This window comes from Streptomyces sp. NPDC048506, from assembly GCF_040651315.1.
Lineage (GTDB): Bacteria > Actinomycetota > Actinomycetes > Streptomycetales > Streptomycetaceae > Streptomyces.
In genome coordinates, this window is record NZ_JBEZIX010000062.1 from 38,079 (window position 1) to 51,815 (window position 13,737).

At 70.7% G+C, this 13,737-nt stretch carries 11 protein-coding genes and 1 pseudogene; 7 read left to right on the top strand and 5 right to left on the bottom strand.

Annotated features, from left to right (window positions below):
• Positions 1-46 precede the first annotated feature (46 nt).
• A complete protein-coding gene (locus AB0C96_RS36510; RefSeq protein ID WP_362923707.1) occupies positions 47-1,135 on the top strand; it encodes an LPXTG cell wall anchor domain-containing protein in 1,089 nt (362 codons plus the stop codon).
• 198 nt (positions 1,136-1,333) lie between these two features.
• Here the strand turns inward: AB0C96_RS36510 and AB0C96_RS36515 are convergent, their stop codons facing one another.
• The 3 genes from AB0C96_RS36515 to AB0C96_RS36525 form a co-directional block, all read right to left on the bottom strand.
• Entirely contained in the window at positions 1,334-2,434 is a 1,101-nt protein-coding gene (locus AB0C96_RS36515) for a PP2C family protein-serine/threonine phosphatase (RefSeq protein WP_362923709.1), read from the bottom strand.
• 614 nt (positions 2,435-3,048) lie between these two features.
• Positions 3,049-3,636: an SDR family NAD(P)-dependent oxidoreductase gene (locus AB0C96_RS36520; protein ID WP_362923711.1), complete on the bottom strand. Its 588-nt coding sequence runs from the start codon at positions 3,634-3,636 to the stop codon at positions 3,049-3,051.
• A 52-nt stretch (positions 3,637-3,688) separates the two neighbouring features.
• Positions 3,689-4,576, bottom strand: a complete 888-nt coding sequence (locus AB0C96_RS36525) for an SDR family NAD(P)-dependent oxidoreductase (RefSeq protein WP_362923713.1) — start codon at positions 4,574-4,576, stop codon at positions 3,689-3,691.
• 72 nt (positions 4,577-4,648) lie between these two features.
• Here AB0C96_RS36525 and AB0C96_RS36530 point away from each other — a divergent pair, with 72 nt between their 5' ends.
• Entirely contained in the window at positions 4,649-5,581 is a 933-nt protein-coding gene (locus tag AB0C96_RS36530) for a LysR family transcriptional regulator (protein WP_362923715.1), read from the top strand.
• Between the two features lie 55 nt (positions 5,582-5,636).
• Here the strand turns inward: AB0C96_RS36530 and AB0C96_RS36535 are convergent.
• Positions 5,637-5,810 (bottom strand): annotated as a pseudogene (locus AB0C96_RS36535) (long-chain fatty acid--CoA ligase); the annotation flags it as partial.
• Between the two features lie 328 nt (positions 5,811-6,138).
• On the opposite strand from AB0C96_RS36535, the gene AB0C96_RS36540 reads away from it, so the two are divergent.
• The 5 genes from AB0C96_RS36540 (at position 6,139) to AB0C96_RS36560 (ending at position 11,915) form a co-directional block, all read left to right on the top strand.
• Entirely contained in the window at positions 6,139-7,122 is a 984-nt protein-coding gene (locus tag AB0C96_RS36540; protein WP_362923717.1) for a 3-hydroxyacyl-CoA dehydrogenase NAD-binding domain-containing protein, read from the top strand.
• A complete protein-coding gene (locus tag AB0C96_RS36545; protein ID WP_362923719.1) occupies positions 7,119-8,027 on the top strand; it encodes a 3-hydroxyacyl-CoA dehydrogenase in 909 nt (302 codons plus the stop codon). The genes AB0C96_RS36540 and AB0C96_RS36545 overlap by 4 nt, the downstream gene beginning before the upstream one ends.
• Positions 8,028-8,348: 321 nt before the next feature.
• The gene (locus tag AB0C96_RS36550; protein WP_362923721.1) at positions 8,349-9,776 is read left to right on the top strand and encodes a family 2B encapsulin nanocompartment shell protein; all 1,428 of its coding nucleotides are present in this window, start codon (positions 8,349-8,351) and stop codon (positions 9,774-9,776) included.
• A 16-nt stretch (positions 9,777-9,792) separates the two neighbouring features.
• Positions 9,793-11,025, top strand: coding sequence for a family 2 encapsulin nanocompartment cargo protein terpene cyclase (locus AB0C96_RS36555; protein ID WP_362923723.1), 1,233 nt, complete (start codon positions 9,793-9,795; stop codon positions 11,023-11,025).
• A gap of 29 nt (positions 11,026-11,054) precedes the next feature.
• Entirely contained in the window at positions 11,055-11,915 is an 861-nt protein-coding gene (locus AB0C96_RS36560; protein WP_362923725.1) for a geranyl diphosphate 2-C-methyltransferase, read from the top strand.
• Positions 11,916-12,035: 120 nt separating this feature from the next.
• Here AB0C96_RS36560 and AB0C96_RS36565 read toward each other — a convergent pair whose 3' ends face one another.
• On the bottom strand, positions 12,036-13,181 hold the full coding sequence (locus AB0C96_RS36565) for an NAD(P)/FAD-dependent oxidoreductase (protein WP_362923727.1): 1,146 nt from the start codon (positions 13,179-13,181) through the stop codon (positions 12,036-12,038).
• Positions 13,182-13,737 lie beyond the last annotated feature (556 nt).

Genomic DNA, 13,737 nt, shown 5'->3' on the forward strand with positions numbered 1-13,737 from the left:
GCAAGCCCCTGACAGCCAGGGTGACAACTCAGGAAGGTCCTTTTTGATGAAGTTCCGCCGAGCCTTAACGGCCGCCGCGACGGCGGCTGCCGTCGTCGCGCCCGTCGTTGTAGTAACCGTGCCCGCCACCGCGTTCGCCACGGACGCCCAGAGCTCGTCAGCACCCACCCATGCGTCGCAGACGACAGGCGGCTCGGAGAACGGTGGCGACGCGGCACGGTCGGACGGGGCGACGGGGCCGGACGGGGCGACGGGGCCGAGCGAGTCGCCCGGGGTCGGCGGCCCGACCATCGAGACTGAGGGGACCGTAAAGCCCGGGACGGGCGGCGACACCAAGCCCGCGCCCGGCGCCAAGCCCAGCGAGGAAACCGGTGCCGAGGCCGGCACCACGCCCGGCGTGTCCTCCTCCGAGGAGAGGCCCTCGGGCGAGGACTGCGCGATCGGGCCCAAGCGCCTGCACATGGCGATCAAGGGGCTACAGTCCGCGTTCGTCGCGGGTGCCGACTGGAGCCTGTCCTCCATAACGGTCAGCAACACCTCCGACAAGGCCATGGAGAAGGTCCGGCCGCAGCCGTACATCTCCTCCGCCGAGATCGTCGACCGGCCGTACGAAGAATTGGAGGCGCAGTTCCGCAATCCCGTGACGGGCAAGTGGCTCAGCTTCGAAGATGCCACGATCGACAGCGAGTTCACCGGATTCCCCGTCGCCGCGCACAGCACCGTCACGCTGCCGCTGCGCATCCGCGCGATCAATCCAGCCAAGCCCGGTGCCGGTTACGCGATCGTGGAGGGGATGTTCCACAATCGGGACGGCTCCTGCGGCACCTCCAACCACGCGCAGTACGACTTCAAGATCCTCCCGGCGCGCGGCAAGCCCGGCCGACCCGGCAGGCCGGACAAGCCCCGTGAGAGCGCCGCGCCCGGCGGTGGCACCACCGGCGGCACCACCCCGCAGGGCGGCGGCACGCCTGCCTCGGGCGAGCGCCAGCTGGCCGCGACCGGCTCGTCCTCCGCACTGCCGGCGATCGCCCTGGTGGGCGGCGTGGCGATGGCCGTCGGGGCGGGCGCGATTATCGGCGTGCGTCGCCGCAAGACCGCTGCCGGTTCGGGCGGTGGCACGGGAGCCGTAGCGTAGGGGGCTGTGCGCCGGGCCCGGCGACAGTCCGGGCCCGGTGAAGGTCAGAGCCTGGAGAAAGCCAGGGCCCGGTGAAGGCCAGGGCCCGATTCGGTGTCCGGATACGTGCTCCCGAGGTCAGCTCCGGTCCCGGCCGACCGAGCGCGTTGCCGCGGTGGAGCCGAGGGCGAGGCGGCGTCGTGCGGGCGCGGGCACAGATCAGGCGGCACAGGGAGGGCGGCGCCGGGTGACGACCAGGATGGCCATGTCGTCCGCGCGTTCGCCCTCGGTCCAGCGGTCGACGTCTTTGGTGAGGGCATCCACCAGCGCCTCGGGGTCCGTGAACGGCCTTCGCATGCGCCCGGAGAAGACCGGGTCATAGAATTTCCCCCGCCTGTCCCGCGCCTCGGTGACACCGTCGGTCACCAGCAGCAACGAGGCCCCAACGGGCAGCCGCACCACATCGACAGGCACGGAGCCGGCAGGAGTGACATCGCTCAGCCCCACTCCGAGAGGCAGCCGTGGAGCGGTCGGGTCGAGCCGTACGAACTGTCCGTCGTGCACCAGGTACGGGGGCGGATGCCCACAGTTAACCAAGCTCAGCACCTCACCCTCGGCGGCCACCTCGGCCAACACGGCGGTGGTGAAGCCCTCCGTGGAGATCACCGGGCCGCTCCGGGCGGCTTCCCGCGCCATCGCCTCGTCCAACCGCTGTGCCAGCGTGACCAAGGTGGGGGCGTACTCGGCCTCCTGGCGGAACGCTCCGATCGCGACCGACACGGCGGCGACAGCCGCAAGACCTTTGCCGCGCACATCCCCGATGATCATCCGCACCCCGAACGGCGTCTCCTGCACCACGAACAGATCCCCGCCGATCTGCGCCTCGGCCTGCGCCGCCGTGTACCCGGCAGCCACGGTCAGCGGCCCGACCTCCCTCGGCGGTTCCGGGAGGACCGCCCTCTGGACCGCCTCCGCGACATCCCTGGCCAGCGCCAGATCGCGGCCCTGCCGCGCAATGAAGCGGTTGACCGCGAGAGCCAGCACACCGATCACGCCCACCACGGCCAGATCGACGACCAAGGGCGTCACCGGACGTCGGCGTTCGATGTCCACCGCCACCGACACCACGCACGTGACACACACGACGGCGAGCGCGGAGCGAAAGGAGAGCGTGGCACCCGCGACGAGCGGTGCAGCGGCCAGCAGCGGGAGTCCCGTGTACGGCTGGGGCGCGAAGAGGTCCAGCAGGACGCCGGCCACGAGGGCCAGCGCTGCCAGGATCCACGGCACCCTGGCCAGCGTGGGTTGCAGGACTTTCACAGTGCATCTCCTGCTGTCGGGCCGTGCTCGTGGCCCGACAGGAACGAAGCCACCGCACGGTTCGGCCTACCGCACCTGTTCGTACTGCCGATGGCTTCACATATACGCCTTGTGCGCCGGCCCTGCTCGTTCCAGGTGCACTGCCGCATGTGACAAGGGCCGTTGACCTGCAATCCTTCCCGATATCTGCCGGTCACGGCGGCTTCACCGGGCCGGGCTTCCCGGGCTTCCGGGGCTTCCCGGCCCGGGCGAAGTGGGGCAGGAAGCAGCGGCGTGATCCTGATAATGGCCACGATTGCGGCGCCGCTGCGGCCCAGGCTCTGCACGATCGGTGAATCACCGGTCACGGGATGCACACCGTGCGGTGACGAGCGGTCGCGCAGCGAAGCCACTCGACGACGAACGTCGCCCTTGCCTTGACGACCCCGGAGCGCGCTCCGGCCAGGTGACCCGGCAGTGACCCGTCCGAATCGACGAACTCAAGGGCCAGTGAGGGCTCATGGGGCCCTGCGGGTGAACCGTGCGCCAGCGCGGCGGTGACGCCCTGGTCGGCACCAATCGGGATTGGCTCTGCCGTCTTGAACCGGGTGCGGCAGCTCTGGAGGTCGTGCGGTTCAGGCGGCGTCTGCGAGGAGTTCCTGGGAGAGCGTCCACAGACGCCGGGCGCCCGCCGGGTCGAGGGCGTAGCGGGCCACGCCGTGCAGGGTGCCGGTGCGGCGGTCGACGGTCTCGGTCTCGTTGCAGTCGATGAAGTAGCGGCCGCCGATGCCTTCCAGCAGGGCCGAGGTGGCGAGGGCGAAGTGGCCGAGGTGGTTGGTGGCGAACTGCCACTCCCAGCCCTGTTCGGTGTACTGCTCGGGGCAGGCCATGACGCCTGCGTTGTTGACCAGGATGTGCAGCGGCCCCTGCCAGGCCGTGGTGAAGGCGGCGACGGATGCCGGGTCGGCGAGGTCCAGGTGGGCGACGTGCAGGTCCTGGTTGCCGGTCGCTTCGGTGATGTCCTTGGCGACGCGTTCGCCGGCCGGCACGTCGCAGACGGCCAGGGTGACGGCCGCCCCCGTTCCGGCCAGGGCGCGGGCGGTCTCCGCGCCGAGCCCGGAGGAGGCTCCGGTGACCAGCGCGCGGCGGCCGGTGAGGTCGATGCCGTGTGCGACCTCTGCGGCCGTGCTGGAGAAACCGTAGGGTGTGGTGATCCGGCTCATGGGGGAACTCCTGGTTCGGTGCGGCGGGTTGGGCCGGGGCGGGGTATCGGGCTCAGGGCGTGAGCATGCGGTCCTGTTCCACCAGGGGCGTGCCTGCGTGCCAGTCCAGGGCCTTGCCGAAGCGGATCAACTCGCCGTACAGGGCGGGGTCGACGTGCTCGGCGAACACGACATCGAGCACCGCCCGGGCCGCCTCGGAGGGCGATTGGGCCTGGCTGTAGTCGCTGAACCAGGGCCGGGAGGTCGCGGTGTCGACCATGCCGGGACAGACGGAGGCGATCAGGGTGCCGGTCGCGAGGTCGCGCTCGCGGCGTGCGGCGGCGACCGCGCGTACGGCGGCGACCTGGGCCACCTTCGACGGCACGTTCAGCCAGCGCGGCCAGCCCGCTTCTTCGGCTGTGTGGTGGTGGATGGCGTTGCGCCAGGACTCGACGGCGTACTCGACCTGGTCGAGGCCCGCGCCGTCGAACAGGGGGTGCAGCCGGCGGTCGAGGTGGCCGAGCGTGCCCAGGCTGCTGGCCACGACGAGCAGCCGGCCGCCGGGGCGCAGCACCGGGCCGAAGGAGCGCAGGACCGCGTGGGTGGCCGTGTTGGACACGTCGATGAACTCGTCGGCGCGCGCGGCCTGCGACTCGTGCGGCAGCACCCGGGCGACGGCGTTGGAGATCACCACGTCGATGCCGCCGTACTCGGCCCGTAGTTCGTCGGCGAGGCGGGCTATGGCGTCGGTGTCGGTGACGTCGAGGGCCCGGCCGCGCACCTGGGCGCGGGTGGCGGGCAGTTGCGCCACCTCGCGGGCGGCGTCGGTGACCCGCCGCTCGCTGCGTCCGGTGAGCAGGACCAGGTCTTCCTTGCCCATACGGGCCGCGAGTCCTTCGACCAGGGCCCGCCCGAGACCCTGGTTGGCGCCGGTGACGAGGGCGATGCGAGGAGTGTTCATGCCGGCAACGGTAGGAACTCCCCGCCCCATGCGTCCAACGAAAGTTGTGCACAGGTGGTATGCGTATACGTCATGGACTTCACCGATGTGTCACTGACCGCGCTCCGGGTCTTCCGCGCGGTGGCCGAGCAGGGGACCTTCACCGCGGCCGCCGTGTCGCTGGGGTACACGCAGTCGGCGGTCTCCCGGCAGATCGCCTCGATCGAGCGGGCCGCGGGCGCGGAGCTGCTGGAGCGGCGGCGCGACGGCGTGCGGCTGACCGCGGCCGGACGTCTCGTCATGCGCCGAGCGACAGTCGTACTGGACGAGATCGACGCGACCGCCCGGGAGTTGTCGGGCCTGCCCGAAGAGGGCGGCGGCACGGTGCGCCTGGGGTGGCTGCCCACCGCCGGCGTCACCCTGGTACCGCAGGCCCTGGCCGCGCTGCGCCGCAGCGACCCGGGCGTGCACGTCATCAGCCGCGAGGGGACCACCCCGGCGCTGGTCCGCGCCCTGCGGGCGGGGAGCATCGACCTCGCGCTGCTGGCATCGGCGCCGCCGTTCCGCGCGCCGGACACCGAGTCGCCCCCGCTGGTGATTCAGACGCTTTCGGAGCGCCCCCTCTGCCTGGCTGTGCCGGCGGCGCATCCCCTGGCCCGCGGCGATTACGTCGACGTGGCCGACCTGCGCGGCCGGCGGTGGATCGCCGGTCCGTCGTCCGGCGCGGACCAGCTGATGGGGGTGTGGCCGGGCCTGGACGAGCGGCCCGAGATCGTGCACACGGCCCGGGACTGGCTGGCGAAACTGCACCTCGTGACCGCGGGCTGTGGGCTGACCACCGTGCCCTCCGGGCTGGCCGACGCCGCGCCACCCGGCGTGCGTATCCTGCCGGTACGCGGCGGGCCGCAGGAGCTGCGGCGCCTGCTCCTGGCCCGGCTTCCCCAGCCGCCCGCCGAACCCGCCGTCCGCCTCGCAGCCGCCCTGCGGGCCACGGCCCTCGACACCGACACCGCCCCCGAGCCGTGACACACGCCCGCGATCGGGCATCACATGCGGCGTGACAGGGCTGTTGCGGGCCGCCTCACCGCCGGTCCGGCTCGGGCGGCGGGACGATCTCCCGCTTGAGGATCTTGCCGGTGGGTCCCTTGGGCAGCGCGTCGGTGATCCATACCTTCCGCGGATACTTATAGGCGGCGACCTGACGCTTGACGTACTCACGCAGTTCCTCGGCTGTCGTTCGGGCGCCCGGCTTGAGCGGTCCCTGTGCGTCGGCCTTGCAGCCCACAGGGAACAGCCCTGAGCACGCGACCTGTACCGCGATACCAAGGAAGCGCTCGATTCCTGGGCGCACAGCCCGATGCGCCGACACTGCCGCCGGCCGAGGCTTGCCTCATGGATCCGCCCCCGGACGCTTCGACGTTCCACCAGCGTTCAACGGACTGATGGCGGGCCAGGACGCGCGGCAAGGCGCGCGACCGTTCGCCGAGATGCGCGCCCCGTCCGACTCGGCCGCCGATACCGGTCGCGCCAGCCGCCTCCCTCTCCCCCAGCCCGCGTCAAACCTTCAGGAGCAGTGACCAGCCATGATTTCGCACAGGCCCGTTCACCGTGTGGCGATCGTCGGGACCGGCACCATCGGTGCGAGCTGGGCAACGCACTATCTCGTCCGCGGCTTCGATGTCACGGCGACCGACCCCGCCCCCACCGCGGAGACGGCCCTGCGGTCGTACGTGGCGGCGGCATGGGACGCGGCTGCGTCGATCGGGCTCGTGCCCGGGGCCTCGCTCGCGCGCCTGAGCTTCACCGCGGACATGCGTCAGGCCGTCGCGCACGCCGATTTCGTGCAGGAGAACGCGCCGGAGCGCCCGGAGCTCAAGGTCGGGCTGTTCGCCGACATCGACGACGCCTCGCCGCCTGACGCGATCATCGCGTCGAGTTCGTCGGGCATCACGATGAGCGTCATCCAGACCGAGTGCCGGCGTCCGGAGCGGACCGTCATCGGCCATCCCTTCAACCCACCGCACATCGTCCCGCTGGTCGAGGTCGTCGGCGGGAAGAAGACCGCCCCGGAGACGATCCAGGACGTCATGTCGTTCTACGCCGCGATCGGCAAGAAACCCATTCACCTCAAGAAGGAACTTCCCGGGCACGTCGCCAACCGCATCCAGGAGGCGCTGTACCGCGAGGTCGTGTACCTGGTCCAGGAGGGAGTCCTCGACGTGGCGGACTCCGACGCCGCGGTGTCCTGGGGGCCGGGGCTCAGATGGGGCGTCATGGGCCCCCATCTGCTGTGGCACCTCGGCGGAGGAGAGGGCGGCATCCAGCACTTCATGGACACCCTCATGCCGCGGATGGTGGAGGCCTGGCAGCAACTGGGCACCCCCGAGTTCACACCGGAGCTCAAGGACACGATCGTCGACGGTGTCCTCAAGGAGGCCAACGGCCACTCGGTCGACGAACTGGCCGCCCGGCGCGACGCGATGCTCTCGGCCCTGCTGGCCGTGCGTGCCCAGCACGAACCGTCGCCGAGCGAGGCATCCGGTCCCGAGGGGAAGGAACAGCCGTGACGCAGCGTCAGGAGAGACTGTTCGTACTCGAAGCCAGCGGTGGCGGCCGCCTGTTCTCCGTGAACCCCGACGGCTCCGACAAGACGGTCCTCGTCACCGGGTGCAGGGTCCCCGACGGGGTCGCCGTCGATACGGCGGCCGGGCACATCTACTGGACGAACATGGGCGTCCCGTCGGAGAACGACGGCTCGATCGAGCGCGTGGACCTGGACGGAGGCAACCGGACGACGATCGTCCCGAGCGGCGTCACCCACACACCGAAGCAGCTCCACTTCGAGGCCACTGACCAGAAGCTGTACTGGGGTGACCGCGAGGGCATGCGCGTGATGCGCTGCGACCTCGACGGCTCGAACGTCGAGACCCTCGTACAGACGGGGCAGGGGGAGGACGACGCCCGGGACGAGACCAGGTGGTGCGTGGGAGTCGCCGTCGACCCGGTCGGCGAACACCTCTACTGGACGCAGAAGGGCCCGAGCGACGCGGGACGCGGCAGGCTCCTGACGGCCGGAATCGACCTGCCCGCCGGGGAGAGCCCGGCCGACCGCAGCGACATCGAGGTGCTGTTCGAGGGGCTTCCGGAGCCGATAGACCTGGAGCTCGACCTCGTGGAGCGCATGCTGTATTGGACGGATCGCGGGGACCCGCCGCGCGGCAACACCGTGAACCGCTCGCCGCTGAACCCGCCGGACGCGCAGCGGACGCCCGAGATCCTCGTGACCCACCTGATGGAAGGCATCGGCATCGCCCTCGATCCGGCCGGCGGCCACATGTACGTGACCGACCTGGCCGGGAGTGTCTACGCGGCCGGTCTCGACGGATCGGACCGGAAGGAGATCCTCGTCGCACAGGGCAACCTCACCGGCATCGCTCGTGCCGTGCTGCCGACCGGAGCGAGGGTCCGGTGAGGTGAGTCCGAGAGAAGGTCCGTTGACCGCATCCATCGCCCACCCAACCGCACATTATCGGCCACCTCGATCATGGAACGCGCAGCGCCAGCTCTCGCGTACGGCACCACCTCAGCCAGCCCAAAAGCGCCAGCGTCACGCCATATTGGACATAGTGACCACTCCATTCGGTGACGCAATTGCATCGGCACATTTCCGGTCACCTCGACCAACATCATTAAGCGCTGCTTCACTTGCGCGGCGGGAGCCCGTCGTCGTCCGATCGGACCATTCCAGGGGCTCCTTCTTGACGTATGCGCCAGACGGAAGGGACCGGAGCGGATGTCGACCGCAGTGCATCGGCAGCAGCCGGAGCAGCCCGAGCAGACAGCAGGCCGGGCACAGCTCAGTCTGGGGATCGCCGCCGCCCGGAACCTGGCGACCACCACCAAGACCGTGCCGCAGATGCAGGGCCTCAGCTCGCGGTGGCTGCTGCGGATGCTGCCTTGGGTGGAGGTCAAAGGCGGTACGTACCGGGTCAACCGGCGGCTGGCGTATGAGGTCGGCGACGGCCGCGTGACGTTCGTCCAGGAAGGGGCCGCGGTCAAGGTCGTCCCCGCCGAACTGGGCGAACTGCCACTGCTGCGCGGGTACGACGACGCCGCGGTGCTGCGGGCGCTGGCCGAGCGGTGCGAGCAGCGGGAGTACGAGGCAGGCCAGGTGATCGCCGAGCGGGGTCGGGCACTCGACGACGTCCACCTGATCGCGCGCGGCAAGGTGGAGAAGCTCGCCCCTGGCGCGTACGGCGAGCAGTCACGGAGGGGCGTGCTGGCGGACGGCGCGTTCTTCGGCGGGCAGGCGGTGGCCGAGGAGCCGGGCACGTGGGAGTTCACGGCGCGCGCGATGACGGCGTGCACGGTGCTCGCGCTGCCCCGGGCCGCGTACGAGGAGGTGGCGGGCCGGAACGAGGAGCTGCGGGCGCACGTCCGGCGGCGCCAGGCCGACACGGCACGGCCGCAGAACAAGAAGGGCGAGGCGGCCGTCGACCTCGCCTCCGGGCACGTCGGCGAGCCCGTGCTGCCGGGCACGTTCGTCGACTACGAGCTCCAGCCCCGCGAGTACGAGCTGAGCGTCGCGCAGACGATCCTGCGTGTGCACAGCCGGGTCGCGGACCTCTACAACGACCCGATGGACCAGGTCGAGCAGCAGCTGCGGCTGACCATCGAGGCGCTGCGCGAGCGCCAGGAGTCCGAGCTCGTCAACAACCCCGAGTTCGGGCTGCTGCACAACGCCGACTACAGCCAGCGCATCTCCACCCACTCCGGCCCGCCCACCCCGGACGACATGGACGAGCTGCTCAGCATGCGGCGCGGGACCAAGGTGTTCTTCGCCCACCCCCGGGCCATCTCGGCCTTCGGCCGTGAGTGCAACAAGCGGGGCCTTGCCTTCGACACCGCCGATGTCGACGGCCATCCGGTGCCGGCCTGGCGGGGCGTGCCCCTCGTCCCCTGCGGCAAGATCCCCGTCTCGGAGGCGGGCACCTCCGCGATCCTCGCGATGCGGCTGGGCGAGGACGGACAGGGCGTGGTCGGGCTGCGCCAGACCGGGATCCCGGACGAGTACGAGCCCGGTCTGAACGTCCGGTTCATGGGCATCAACGAGCAGGCGATCATCTCCTACCTGGTCAGCACCTACTACTCGGCGGCCGTTCTGGTGCCCGATGCGCTCGGCGTCCTGGAGAACGTCGAGGTCTTCGGCACGCCGGCCTGAGGCTGAGGAGTCATCCGTGTCGTTGCTCTCCCGCATGACCGCGCCCGCGGCCCGTCACGACGTGGCGCGGCTGATGGCCACGCTGCTCGCCTCTCCCCCACACCAGGACGTCCGCCCGGCTGCACCGAAGCTGCTGCCCGGAACCGGTGGCGCCCTCCCGGAGAGGACCGCCCCGCTCCCGACCGGGCCGACGGGGCTGGGCACCTCGGCCGCCCGTATCGCGGCCGGACGCAAGGACGTTGCCGGACGCAAGGACGATGCCGGGCGCAAGGACGTCGGGGGCGCCGCCGTCCCGGACCTGTACTGCCCGCCCGCACTCCGCGTCGACCAGGCGCTCGCCGACGAGGTCAACGCACGCCTGGTGGCGTGGGCCGAGGAGATCGGGCTCTACGCAGGACGGCTCGACCGCGTCCGCGCGGCGGACTTCGGGCGCCTGATGATGCTGGCCCACCCCGACACCGACGACCCGGACCGGCTGCTGGCGGCGGCCAAGTGCGCGCTGGCGGAGTGGGCCACGGACGACTACTACTGCGACGACGAGACGATGGGTTCCGCACCGGCGCTGCTCGGCGCTCAGCTCGGGGTCGCGTACGCGGCCGTCGACCCCGCCCACCCTCCGCTCCGCTACCTTCCCGCCGTCGAGAAGGCCATGCGGGACGACCCGGTACGCACCGCCCTGCGCACCGGCTTCGCCCACCTGTCCCGGTACGCGGACCCGTCCCAACTTGCCCGGCTGCACCACGAGTTGGCCGTCCTGTTCGTGGGCTACGGCCAGGAGGGCTCCTGGCGCACGCAGGGCAGGATGCCCGCCGTCTGGGAGTATCTGGCGCACCGTCAGATCAACAGCTTCCTCCCGTGCATCGCGATGACCGACATGGTGGGCGGCTACGCGCTGCCCGCCGCCGAATACGCCGACCCACGGGTGCGCCGCGCCGTGACCATGGCCTCCACCGCCGCCACCCTCGTCAACGACCTGTACTCGATGGCGAAGGAACGCCACTCGGCGAGTGTGGAGTTCAACCTGCCGACAGTGATCGCCGAGGAGGAGCGGTGCTCGCCGCGCGAGGCGGTCGAACGGAGCGCGGCGATCCACGACGAGCTGGTGCGCACCTTCGAGACGGAGGCTGCGGCCCTGGCCCTCGCCGGCTCGCCCCAGCTGCGCCGCTTCCTCGCGGGGGTGTGGGCCTGGCTGGGCGGCAACCGCGCATGGCACAGCGGCAGCCCCCGCTACACCTCACCGACTTCCTGACATCCGTACATCGCAAGGAGCCTCACCCCATGAGCACCACACCTGCCGCCTCCGCACCCGTCCTGCGCACCGCCTACCAGAAGTCCGTGGCGGACTACTGGAACAAGGAGAAGGACCAGGTCAACCTGCGCCTGGGCGACGTCGACGGGCTCTACCACCACCACTACGGCCTCGGCGACTACGACCCCTCCGTCCTGGACGGCCCCGAGGGCACCCGCGACGAGCGCATCATCGGCGAACTTCACCGCCTGGAGTCGGCCCAGGCCGACATCCTGCTCGACCACCTCGGCCCGATAGCCCCGGACCACCGCCTGCTGGACGCCGGCTGCGGCCGCGGCGGCACCAGCATCATGGCCAATGCCCGCTTCGGCTGCCGGGTGGACGGCGTCTCCATCTCCGAGACCCAGGTCGAGTTCGCCAACGGCCAGGCCCGCAAGCGGGGCGTCGACGACAAGGTGCGCTACCACTTCCGCAACATGCTGGACACCGGCCTGCCGACCGCCGCCTTCCAGGGCATCTGGAACAACGAGTCCACCATGTACGTGGACCTGTCCGACCTCTTCGCCGAGCACGCCCGCCAGCTCTCCTTCGGCGGCCGTTACGTCGTCATCACCGGCTGCTCCAACGATGTGACGGGTGGCCGTTCCAAGGCCGTCAGCCGCATCGACGAGCACTACACGTGCAACATCCACCCGCGCAGCGCCTACTTCAAGGCCATGGCGGCCAACGGCCTCGTCCCGATGAACGTCGTCGACCTGACGGCCGCGACGATTCCCTACTGGGAGCTGCGGGCCAAGTCCTCGCTGGCGACCGGCGTCGAGGACCCGTTCCTCACCGCCTACAAGGAGGGCAGCTTCCACTACCTGCTGATTGCGGCGGACCGGGTCTGAGAGGTCGTTCTCTCCCGGTGTCTCATCCCGGAACCGTGAGCCGAAGCACGGTGGATGTCGTACGGGCAGGTTTGTTGTCACCGGCCGTACGGGGCCGCATGGCTCACACGACGTAGCGGCTCATGGGGTCTGCTCGTGTCCGGTGAACGCGGTGACCAGGCCGTGGGGTGCGGTGTCGCCGAACATGAGCTCGTGGAGTTGGGCGGCTTCGGTGGCGGCTTCGGTGGCGGCTTCGGTGCCGCGGGGGAACATGGCCTGCTCGTACTCGGTGAGGGCGGCCTCGACATCATCGGGGTGCGCGGCGAGGGCCCTGCCGAGTTCGGCGCCGTCGTACATGGCCAGGTTGGCGCCTTCGCCGTTCGGGACCGAGAGGTGGGCGGCGTCGCCGACCAGGGTCACCCCCGGCACCCGATCCCACCGGTGCACGAGTGGCAGGCCGTTGAGGAGGCGCAGGACCGGCGCGGTGTCACTGTCGGTGATCAGCGCGGTGAGCTCCGGCGCCCAGCCGTCGAACTCCTGGGCGATCCGCGCGGTGGCCGCGGCGGCATCGGTGAAGTCGATGGCGTCGAACCAGTCCTGCGGCTTGGACAGCGCCACGTAGGTGTGGAGGGTCCCGCCCCTTTCCCGGTGGGCCTGGATCCCCTTGCCCGGCGCGAGCGCGAGCAGCGACCCACCGCCGACCGCTTTCGCGGCGGCGGGGTGCCGGGTGTCGCCGTCGAACACATAGGTCTCGACGAACGATCGGCCGACGTACTGCGGTGTGGCGGTGGAGAGCAGCGGCCGGACCCGTGACCACGCGCCGTCCGCGCCGACCAGCAGGCCCGTGACGACGGTGCTGCCGTCGGCGAAGGTCACCTCGTGGCGGCCCTGGCCGAGGGCACGGGTACTGCTGGCCTTGTGGCCCCACCGGACGGTGCCGGTCGGGAGCGAGTCGAGCAGGATCTGTCGCAGCTCGCCGCGTTGCACCTCGGGGCGTCCACCAGCGCCGTCGTCGGGTTGGTCGAACAGGACGGTCCCGTTCCGGTCGAGGATCCGCATCGCCTGGCGCCCCTCCAGGATGAGGCTGCGGAACTCGTCGATCAGACCTGCCGCCTGGAGAGCCAGTTGGCCGTTGTGTTCGTGGATGTCGAGCATCCCGCCCTGCGAACGCGCCGTCGGTGAGGGCTCCGCCTCGTAGACCGTGGCCGGGATGCCGTGGACATGGAGGACGCGGGCGAGGGTCAGTCCTCCGAGCCCGGCGCCGATGATCGTGACGTGAGTGGTCATGGTGATTCCTTGCCTGTCGCACGTCTGCCGGGTGGGCACCCGGCAGGATCTCTCGCAAGGTCCCAGGCTCCACCGACACGCCGCCGGCATCGGACCTGTAGCCCTCCGATACGTGACCGACACCGCACATCGGTCCCGACAACTCACCGTCCAGGACCGTCGATCCACTGGTGGGCAGTGGTCGTGAGCCGCTCCACCACCTTGTACCGGTGCGCGGCCGGGCCGCCGTGGCCCGGCCGCGCACCCGTTCCCTGACCGTCGTTGTCCGTACGTCCCGTCCATCCACGGTGGTGTGACCTCCACCTGCGTCAAGGATCCGTAGCCGCAGCAACCCGAACGGCTCGTTCCGCAGGGTGAGCGCCGCACAGCAACGGCCCCCGCCGGGCGACGGGGGCCGATCACCGTTCCCCTGTGAATGACCAGGGGTACCGTTCTGGTGTCGAGTCAGAACGGAGTTCAGTAGTGCGACACGAAGTCGCTGTCACAGCAGCGGTTGATGGCAGGGAGGTAGCCATGAACCCCGACCCGTGACCGACGGTCGGTCCCCAGCCTCGGG

Coding starts and splice junctions, on each gene's coding strand:
- AB0C96_RS36525 (WP_362923713.1), bottom strand. CDS start 4,576: ATGAACACTCCTCGCATCGCCCTCGTCACCGGCGCCAACCAGGGTCTC.
- AB0C96_RS36565 (WP_362923727.1), bottom strand. CDS start 13,181: ATGACCACTCACGTCACGATCATCGGCGCCGGGCTCGGAGGACTGACC.
- AB0C96_RS36520 (WP_362923711.1), bottom strand. CDS start 3,636: ATGAGCCGGATCACCACACCCTACGGTTTCTCCAGCACGGCCGCAGAG.
- AB0C96_RS36540 (WP_362923717.1), top strand. CDS start 6,139: ATGATTTCGCACAGGCCCGTTCACCGTGTGGCGATCGTCGGGACCGGC.
- AB0C96_RS36550 (WP_362923721.1), top strand. CDS start 8,349: ATGTCGACCGCAGTGCATCGGCAGCAGCCGGAGCAGCCCGAGCAGACA.
- AB0C96_RS36530 (WP_362923715.1), top strand. CDS start 4,649: ATGGACTTCACCGATGTGTCACTGACCGCGCTCCGGGTCTTCCGCGCG.
- AB0C96_RS36560 (WP_362923725.1), top strand. CDS start 11,055: ATGAGCACCACACCTGCCGCCTCCGCACCCGTCCTGCGCACCGCCTAC.
- AB0C96_RS36510 (WP_362923707.1), top strand. CDS start 47: ATGAAGTTCCGCCGAGCCTTAACGGCCGCCGCGACGGCGGCTGCCGTC.